The sequence below is a fragment of the uncultured Subdoligranulum sp. genome (assembly GCF_937890665.1).
The window spans coordinates 24,023-31,763 of sequence record NZ_CALADU010000124.1 but is presented as its reverse complement, the minus strand read 5'-3'; the positions used below and the strand labels follow the sequence as shown (position 1 = coordinate 31,763).

The 7,741-nt window shown below is 63.2% G+C and carries 6 protein-coding genes; 2 read left to right on the top strand and 4 right to left on the bottom strand.

Translation table 11 applies throughout. From position 1 onward, the window contains the following. Positions 1-353 precede the first annotated feature (353 nt). Positions 354-2,642: a SpoIIE family protein phosphatase gene (locus tag Q0526_RS07610; RefSeq protein ID WP_298732202.1), complete on the bottom strand. Its 2,289-nt coding sequence runs from the start codon at positions 2,640-2,642 to the stop codon at positions 354-356. 237 nt (positions 2,643-2,879) lie between these two features. Continuing rightward, positions 2,880-3,818 carry an N-acetylmuramoyl-L-alanine amidase gene (locus tag Q0526_RS07605; protein ID WP_298732200.1) on the bottom strand — a complete coding sequence of 313 codons (939 nt, stop codon included), beginning with the start codon at positions 3,816-3,818 and terminating at the stop codon, positions 2,880-2,882. Positions 3,819-4,158: 340 nt separating this feature from the next. Between Q0526_RS07605 and Q0526_RS07600 the strand changes: the two genes are divergently transcribed. After that, the gene (locus Q0526_RS07600) at positions 4,159-4,410 is read left to right on the top strand and encodes an AbrB/MazE/SpoVT family DNA-binding domain-containing protein (protein WP_298732198.1); all 252 of its coding nucleotides are present in this window, start codon (positions 4,159-4,161) and stop codon (positions 4,408-4,410) included. A gap of 98 nt (positions 4,411-4,508) precedes the next feature. Here the strand turns inward: Q0526_RS07600 and Q0526_RS07595 are convergent, their stop codons facing one another. Further along, positions 4,509-5,207, bottom strand: coding sequence for a helix-turn-helix transcriptional regulator (locus Q0526_RS07595; protein ID WP_298732196.1), 699 nt, complete (start codon positions 5,205-5,207; stop codon positions 4,509-4,511). A 350-nt stretch (positions 5,208-5,557) separates the two neighbouring features. On the opposite strand from Q0526_RS07595, the gene Q0526_RS07590 reads away from it, so the two are divergent. Continuing rightward, positions 5,558-6,205, top strand: a complete 648-nt coding sequence (locus tag Q0526_RS07590; protein ID WP_298732194.1) for a histidine phosphatase family protein — start codon at positions 5,558-5,560, stop codon at positions 6,203-6,205. Between the two features lie 55 nt (positions 6,206-6,260). On the opposite strand, the gene Q0526_RS07585 is transcribed toward Q0526_RS07590, so the two are convergent. Further along, complete coding sequence (locus tag Q0526_RS07585; protein WP_298732192.1) at positions 6,261-7,676, bottom strand: DUF3048 C-terminal domain-containing protein; 1,416 nt, start codon at positions 7,674-7,676, stop codon at positions 6,261-6,263. Between the last annotated feature and the right edge of the window lie 65 nt (positions 7,677-7,741).

Genomic DNA, 7,741 nt, shown 5'->3' with positions numbered 1-7,741 from the left:
CCGGCATGGCCGGCCACCAGAATGTTGCGGATGTCTTTGCTTGCATAGTCCATGAATCGTCAAACCTCTTTTCGCGCCGGGGCTCTATGACCCGCCCTGCGGCGTAGATTACTGGTGAATTTGAACATTTCTCACCGATTGATACTACTTTACCACATATTTGTGGAATTTTAAACAGTTTTTTCGGAATTTCTTGAAATATTTTTATACAGTTGGCAAATCTACCCCTCCAAGGGAAATTTCGAAGCCTGACAGGGTAGCCAGAAGCCGCAGCCCGATGGGGGCGCTGCCCCACCGGTAAGCGGGTCTGTCAGGCACTGCCGTGCAGGCATGTTCCCCCTTTTGAACTGCGGTCAAGGCTGGGCCAGCCGCACCACCGCCACCGTGATGTCGTCCTGTTTTTCCCCCGCCCGGCGCGCGGCGGCGTCCGCCACCGCTTGTGCCGCCTGCTGGGGGGTATGCCCCAGCTTGACGCAGAGCTGTAACTGCTGCATCAGCCATTCGCTGCCGTCGGTCAGCGCCCCGTCGCTGACCAGCACCACCCAGTCCCCCGCATCCAGCGCAAAGGTGGTGGAACGGCCTACCAGACTGTCCAGCACGCCCATGGGCAGGCTGGCGCCTTCCAGCATGCGGGGCACCCCGCCCCGCACAAGGAAACTGGGCGCCGCACCGGCTTTGAACAGCCCGGCCCGGCCGGTATATAAATCGATGGTCAGCAGGTCCAGCGTGGCGCCGGATTCCTGCTCGGCGCTTTTCAGGCCCAGCGCCACATTCACCAGCCGGGCTGCACTCTCGGCGGCAAAACCGGCCCGCAGTAATTGGCTGGTCAGCCGGGCCGCCATCTGGCCGTCCACCGCCGCCGGACGTCCGGTGCCCATCCCATCACAGAGGAGCATCTGCGCCCGGCCGCTGGCATCGCAAAATTGTTCCAACGCATCGCCGCTCACCGTCTGGCCGTGGGCCGGATGCCCCGCGGCGCCAAACTCCGCCCGAAACACCGGACGCTCCCCAAAACTGAGCATCGTCACGGTGCGGCAATGGGTGATCTCCGGCACGTCCAGATCCCGACGGCAGATGCGGCTTACCTCCCCGGTCAGCTCGGTGACCTCCTCCTCGGTGAACCGGGTGCGGGCAATGGTCACGGCCACCGTCAGACGGCCCGCCAAGTCCGACGTGACGCTGCATTCCAGCGCATCCAGTCCCAGCCCTGCAAAGAGCTGGGTCACCTTGCCCTCCCGCCGGGGGTCGGGCAGACCCGCCTGCCCCAGCCGCCCCGCTAGCTGCGCCAAGGCCCCCGCCAAGGCACTGTACTGCTCGGTCAGGGCGGTGCGCAGCGTGGTGGCCCGGGCCCGGGTCTGCCGACGGCTGCGCCACAGCCGGTAGCCATGGTTGGCCGCCGTACACAGATCCCCCGGATGAATACACACCGAAAGCTGGCCCGGCAGATCCTCCACCTCCACATGGCCGCTGCTTTCCAGCGTGGGTTTTAGTTGGTACAGCCCGTCCATCGCCGTGGCATAGCCCCGCACCCAACAACGGTTGCGCCGGGTACAGGTCTGGCAGGTGGTGCGAGCGATGTGCTCTACCACAAAGTCGAAGTTTTCCCCTTTGGGGGGCATCTGCCGGGTACAGACGGCGTTGACGGTGTCGGCAATATCGCTGAGGGTATCGGCCACATTGGCTAGGCGGCGGGCGGCCCCGGTGAGGCCCTGACTCTGGGCCGGGGGTGCAGGCGGCGGAAAGACGGTACGCAGCCATTCCCCCGGCAGGGCCACCGCCATGCAGAGACCCAATCCCCCGCCGGTGGCCAGCGGCAGTACCCCGGCTGCCGTGGGGGCGGCCAGCGCCCCCGCCGTACAGCCCGCCACAAAAACCCCTGCGCAGCGCCAGCGCTCCCCCGGGAAGAGGCAGGCGGAGGCCAGACTGCCCAGTGCTACTGCCAGCGCCGCATAGCAGAGGGACGGGCTGGCCGCCGTGATGGCCGCTGCCAAGGCGATGCTGAGTACGGCGGTCTGTTCCAGCGTACCGGCGATGGCGGCACACAGCCCCGCCGCTGCCGCCAGTGCCAGGCCCGGAGCCAGCGGTCCTAGGGTACAGCGCTGGAGGCAGGCCACCCCCACCGCCAACCACAGGCAGACACCCCGTGGTTCCTGTACCGGAAAATGGAGGAACGCCCAACCCAACGCCGCCGCCAGCACCGCCGTGCATCCCGTGGCGACGACCTGCCCGGGGTCCAGGATGCCCCCCGTGAAAAAAATGCCCAAAGCTTGGGTGACCAGCAGAGCGATGCCCCCGGCCCAAGCACCCATGCGGGATTTGCCGCCGCTGAGCCACCGCCCCGCCACGGCAGCCGCCAGCGCCCCCGCCAGTTTGAGCCCCATGGCGATGGGTTGAAAGACCAGACTGCCGGCCAGCGCCCCCACGCTGGAAGCCAGCAGATAGGCGGGCGGACAGCCGATGACCAGCGCCAGCCCGAAGGGTGCGGCCCCACCGTAGACCTGCCCGGCGCCCAGCACCGCCCCGGTAAGGGCCGCAGCCCCCTGCCACGCCAGCGCCGACCACCGCGCCCCCGCCGGCAGCAGCGCCCCGGCGTGCAGGGTTGGAATATGTACCTTTTCCTTTGTATTGGTAAAGACAGCCATAAGTTCGGTTCCCCCTTTATGTTGTATGCCGTACGGTAGCTGCACTATACCACGGGGGAAACGGTGCTTTTTGCCACAGGCCGGGGAAACCCAAAAACTAGTGGGAAACTGTGCCAATCCACCCCGGGGGGACAAACCCTGCCGAAAATCCCGGCAAAAGTCCGGCGTACTGGGCAGGGAGCCGCAAAACAACAAAAAAGACGGTCCCTGCGCACAAAGTTCGCGCAGGGGCCGCCTTTAGGTCAGCCCGAAATAGGTACAGATACAATCATAGTAGGTTTGGGCCGCCGCGGCACAGCCGTCGCTGCCGGCCAACAGCGCCATATCGCCGCTGTTGCTGATGAACCCTTCCTCGCAGAGGACCGCCGGACACTGGCAGGCTTCCAGCACCGTGAAGGTGGGCAGCCAGCGGGGGGTGGTGTCGGTGGATTCGTAGATCTGCTTGTTGTCGTTGTCATCATAATATAAGTACCGCACGCCGTTGGTGCCCCGCAACCGCAGGCCCATCTGCCCAAAGGCATCGGCCAGCAGTTGGCCGAACCGCAGGCTGTCGGCGTTGGTGGAAAGATGGGGCGGCGCGGCATAGCACTCAAACCCGCTGGAAGCGCTGCTGCCGTCGTAGTTCAGGTGGATGGATACAAAGAGCTGCGCCCCCGCTGCGGCCGCCACGGCGCCCCGCTCGCTGGGTTTGAGGTAGGTGGTGCCGTCGGCGGTAAGCAGCGGGGCAAACCGGTCGTCGGCGGCCAGCAGGTCATAGAGGGCCTGCGCCGTGGCCAGCGTGATCTCGCTCTCCCGCAGGCCGTTTGCCTCGCTGCCGTAGTCCTCGGCCCCAATGCTGGGGTTCACGCCCCCATGGCCCGGGTCCACCGCCACCACGATGCGGCCATCCCCTGCCGGGACCGCCGCGGCAGCCGAAGCACTGCCGTCTCCGCCGCCTTCCGCTTCTGCCTCCCGCGGGAGTTCTGCTTCGGGCAAAAGGCTGGTGGATTCGCCCTGCGTGTACCATACCACATACCCCACCGAAGCCGCCAGCACCAGTGCCGCCAAGGCAAAGAGCAGCTTGGCCAGACGGTGATGCCGTTTGCGGCGCCGCCGGGCATGGCTGGTGTAGACCGTCCGAGGGGGGGCAGTCTGCCGCGGGGCATCCTCATAAAAAACCACACGTCCTTTTGCCATGGCACACTCCTTTGCCAGATGGGCGTTTTACTTCCGTAAATTCATCCTACCGCAGAGTTGTGTCAAAGTTGTTTCAGACTTGTAACGGTTGTGTGCTTTTTCCTCTTCTGGAAAAGGAAGATTCTTCCCAAGCCGCCAAAAGCGACCGGCGCGCAGCAAAAAGTATCGTTTTACCGTCTATTGTCGCTTTTTGTCGAGCGGTTTTGAACTTCCAAATATTGACAATATTACCAAACTCTCGTATAATAGCTACAAGAAGTTGCGTTAGGGGACAAAAATCCCCACCATATTTTGCAGTTTTTGCCGCTTGCTTGCGGTAGAAACAGGAGGTTTATCTGTTATGATTTCGACTGGGATCGTTCGCAACATCGACGCGCTGGGCCGCGTGGTGCTGCCGAAAGAATTGCGCCGCACCTTTGCCATTACCACCGAAACCCCGCTGGAGATTTTTACCGAAGGGGATGCTATCCTGCTGCGCAAGTACCGTCCCGCCGATGCCTGCGCCCTCTGCGGTGAGGTGGTACAAGGCTCTGTACAGATCCATGGCAAATTCGTCTGCCCCAACTGCCGGAGAGCGTTGATCGGGAAATAAACGGCAAGACCGCCGCCCCCAACCGGGAGCGGCGGTCTTGCCATGGCAGCCGAAGGTTCGGCACATCTTTCGGTTTTGGTGGGTCGCGGCGTGACCCCTTATTCGGGCCATTGCAGGCCCCGCATGGATTCCTCGGCATTTTTGACCAGATTCAGCAAACTGGTGGCATGGCGGGGATAGTCGTGGGTCAGCCGTTCGGTGGTCAGCGCCATGGTGGCCGGGTCCTCGCTGCTGCGGGCGCCGTCCTCCCCTTGCAGGGTGGCAGCCAGATCCGCCTCGGTCAGCCGCATGGCGGCATCGGCACTGGCCTGCCACCGGGCCGCCCCTACCCGGAACATCCCCGTCACGTTGCGGGGGGATGCGTCGTGCAGTTGGCGGAACACCTTGTAGACCGCCAACATCAAATAACGGCTGATGTCGGTGACCAACTGTTTGTCGCCGCTCTCCTGCAATTTATCGTACAGGATGTCCAGCGAATTTTCGATGAGTTTTTTGTACATGGTGGGCAGCACACTGCCGCGATACACGCTGCCGCTGGTGGCGGAACCGGTCTCGGGCAGGTCCTCCACCTTGATGGTCTGGCCGCTGCGCTCGGCACTGCGGCCCAACAGGTAATCACAGCTGACGCCATAGTAGTCCGCCACCTGCACCACAAAGGCCAATCCGCATTCCCGGATGCCTTTCTCGTAATGGGAAAGCTGCGCCTGACTGATGCCCAGATCCTGCGCCGCCTGTTTTTGTGTGATGCCCCGTTCTTTACGCAGCAGCGTAAGAATCCGGCTGAATTCCATGGCCATAGTGATCCTCTTTCGCAGCAGGTCCCACCGGTGTTGTTGCCACCGGGCCGCCGGGACCGCCCGCCCAAATTTTCTACGTGTTGTATATTATATCTGTCAAAAAACATTTTGTAAACCCGGATTTCGACCTCTTTCGAGCCGTTTTTCGGCCCCCAAAAGGGCACGGCCGCCCCCGTGTCTACATTTTGGGGATGCCGCCCCGCAGCCGGGTATAAATATTGTGGGCAAATTTTGGAAAAGGGGGTCGGCCCTTTGTTTTTGCAACCAAATTGTAACCATTTTTCGTTGCAGAACCGCCGATTTTGGGGTATGCTTGTAACGATATGCTATAAGGAAAGTGAGAACACACCGTGAAATATTATAAGCTGCATCTGATTCGCCACGGCCTGACCGCGGGCAACCTGCAAGGGCTGTACATAGGCAGCGGCACCGACCTGCCGCTGTGTGATGAAGGGCGGGCCCAGTTGGAGGAGCTGAAAGCCCAGTTCCGGTACCCCGAGGTACCGCTGGTCTTTACCAGCCCGATGCTGCGGGCCACCCAGACGGCGGAGCTGCTGTTCCCCGGGGTGCGGCAGATCGAGCTGCAGGACCTGCGGGAGATGGCCTTTGGCAAGTTTGAAGGCCAGCCCTTGCAGCAGTTGGTAAAGGACCCGGAGTTTGCCCAGTGGATGGATCCCACCAGCCGCACGGTACCGGAAGGCGCCGAGGACCGGCAGATGTTTTTCAACCGTACGTCGGGCATGCTGATGAAGATGTTTGAGTACATGCTGCGCACCCACACCGAGGAAGCCGCCTGCGTGACCCACGGCGGGGTCATCATGAACATGCTGGCCCAGCACGCCCTGCCCTTCCGCAAGCCGGAGGAATGGATGACCGACCCCGGCGCCGGGTACAGCGTGCGGCTGGATGCCGAAATGTGGATGCGGGATCATCTGGCCGAAGCCTACGACGTGGTACCGGTGGGCTATCTGGACGGGATGGAAGAACCGGAAGCCTAAAACAAGCACAACAAAACCCCCGGCAGGGAATCCTGCCGGGGGTTTGTTTTTGGGTTTACTCGCCGCTCTCGGCGCCGGAATCGGCTTCGGGGGCGGGGGTGGCGGTGACGCCGGCCGCATCCAGAATGGCCTGATTGTCGGCGATGGTCTGGTTCAGGCTGTCCACCAGCGCCTGCGCCTCATCCCGCTTGGCGATAAGCTCCTCGTTGGAACTGTCGGCATCCAAGGCGGTCTGGGCTTCCTCCAGCGCGGTCTGCGCCTCGGAGAGCTGGGCGGTGGCCTGCTCCACGGCGGCCTGTGCGTCAATGATCTTCTGGCGGGCGTCAAACTCGGCCTGTGCTGCGGCGGCATCCTCGTCGCTGATGCCGCTTTCCAGCAGAGCAGGTTTTTCGGGCAGCGTCTGCTCGGTGCCGTCGGCGCCGGTCAGCGTCAGGCCCTGCCCATAGTAGCCGCCCCAGATGGCAATAAAGCTCTTGCCGGGGCTGACCACCAGCGTCTGGCCGTTGGCATCGGTGAGCTGCAAGGGGCCGGTGGCATCCTCTTTGGACCACTGGATCTGCTCCCAACCGCCGCCGGTCAGGTAGATGCCGGTGCCGCCGGTCATATCGTAATCCCGGGTGTATCCGTCGTCCTTGATGCCGCTGGACGCATAGAGCACCAACACGTTGGTAAAGCCCACCGTCTGGCCGTTGTCGGTGTCGGTGGTGGGGGAACCGTCGGCATTGGTCTTGGTGTACAGACCGGTGTCGGCGGCGTAGACCAACTGTTCGCTGTCATCCGCCGAGAAGGTGATGGTCAGCGTGGTGGCGTTGCGGGCATCCTCGGCCACGGCAGGACGCTCCCCAAAGACGAAAAGGGGCGTGTTGGCCCCCTCCAAGGAGGTACCGTAGGTGCTCAGCCCGTTCTGGATCATCTCGCCGGTGGTGTACCAGCAGTTTTCCTCCCGGTAGCCGGCGTTCTGCCGGTCCTGATCGAAGGCGAAAGCCGCCTTGCCGATGTGGTAGCCGTCCAGATCCTGATAGCTCAGTGTGTTGAGCAGGTTGGAGGCATAGACGTTCTTATCGATGTGTACCGGCAGGGCGTTAAGGGGCAGCGCCAACTGGAGCAGCAGGTCCCGGCCGGGGCCTACCGGCCCCACCTTGCTGATGCTGTCCGCGTTGGCGTACAGCGCCATCAGGCTGGCGGTGGTGCCTTCGGTGACACCCTCCACCAGCACGTCGGCGGTGGACAACCCCCACTGGGGCTGGGCGCCCTCCAGCGTGCGCAGCGTAACGGCCACCGGGCGCCGGTTGGTGTAATCCCCGTCGGCTACACCGGTGAGGGGATTGGGGATGGGTTCCGCCGCCGGGGTGGGCTCTGCCGTTTCGGCGGTGGCGTTCTCTCCGTCCGGGCGCTGGCCGGTGCAGCCGCCCAGCAGCAGCGCCGCCAGCAGCGCCGCCGTCAAGCCCAGCGCTTGCAGGTTTCGTTTCATAAGGGTTCCTTTCCCAAGAAAGAGCGCAGCCCGCGCCGGGCGGACTGCGCTGTGGTTTCTATCGG

Excerpts from the sequence above, each read along its gene's own strand:
- Q0526_RS07610 (WP_298732202.1), bottom strand. The coding sequence starts at position 2,642 with ATGGCTGTCTTTACCAATACAAAGGAAAAGGTACATATTCCAACCCTG.
- Q0526_RS07605 (WP_298732200.1), bottom strand. The coding sequence starts at position 3,818 with ATGGCAAAAGGACGTGTGGTTTTTTATGAGGATGCCCCGCGGCAGACT.
- Q0526_RS07600 (WP_298732198.1), top strand. The coding sequence starts at position 4,159 with ATGATTTCGACTGGGATCGTTCGCAACATCGACGCGCTGGGCCGCGTG.
- Q0526_RS07595 (WP_298732196.1), bottom strand. The coding sequence starts at position 5,207 with ATGGCCATGGAATTCAGCCGGATTCTTACGCTGCTGCGTAAAGAACGG.
- Q0526_RS07585 (WP_298732192.1), bottom strand. The coding sequence starts at position 7,676 with ATGAAACGAAACCTGCAAGCGCTGGGCTTGACGGCGGCGCTGCTGGCG.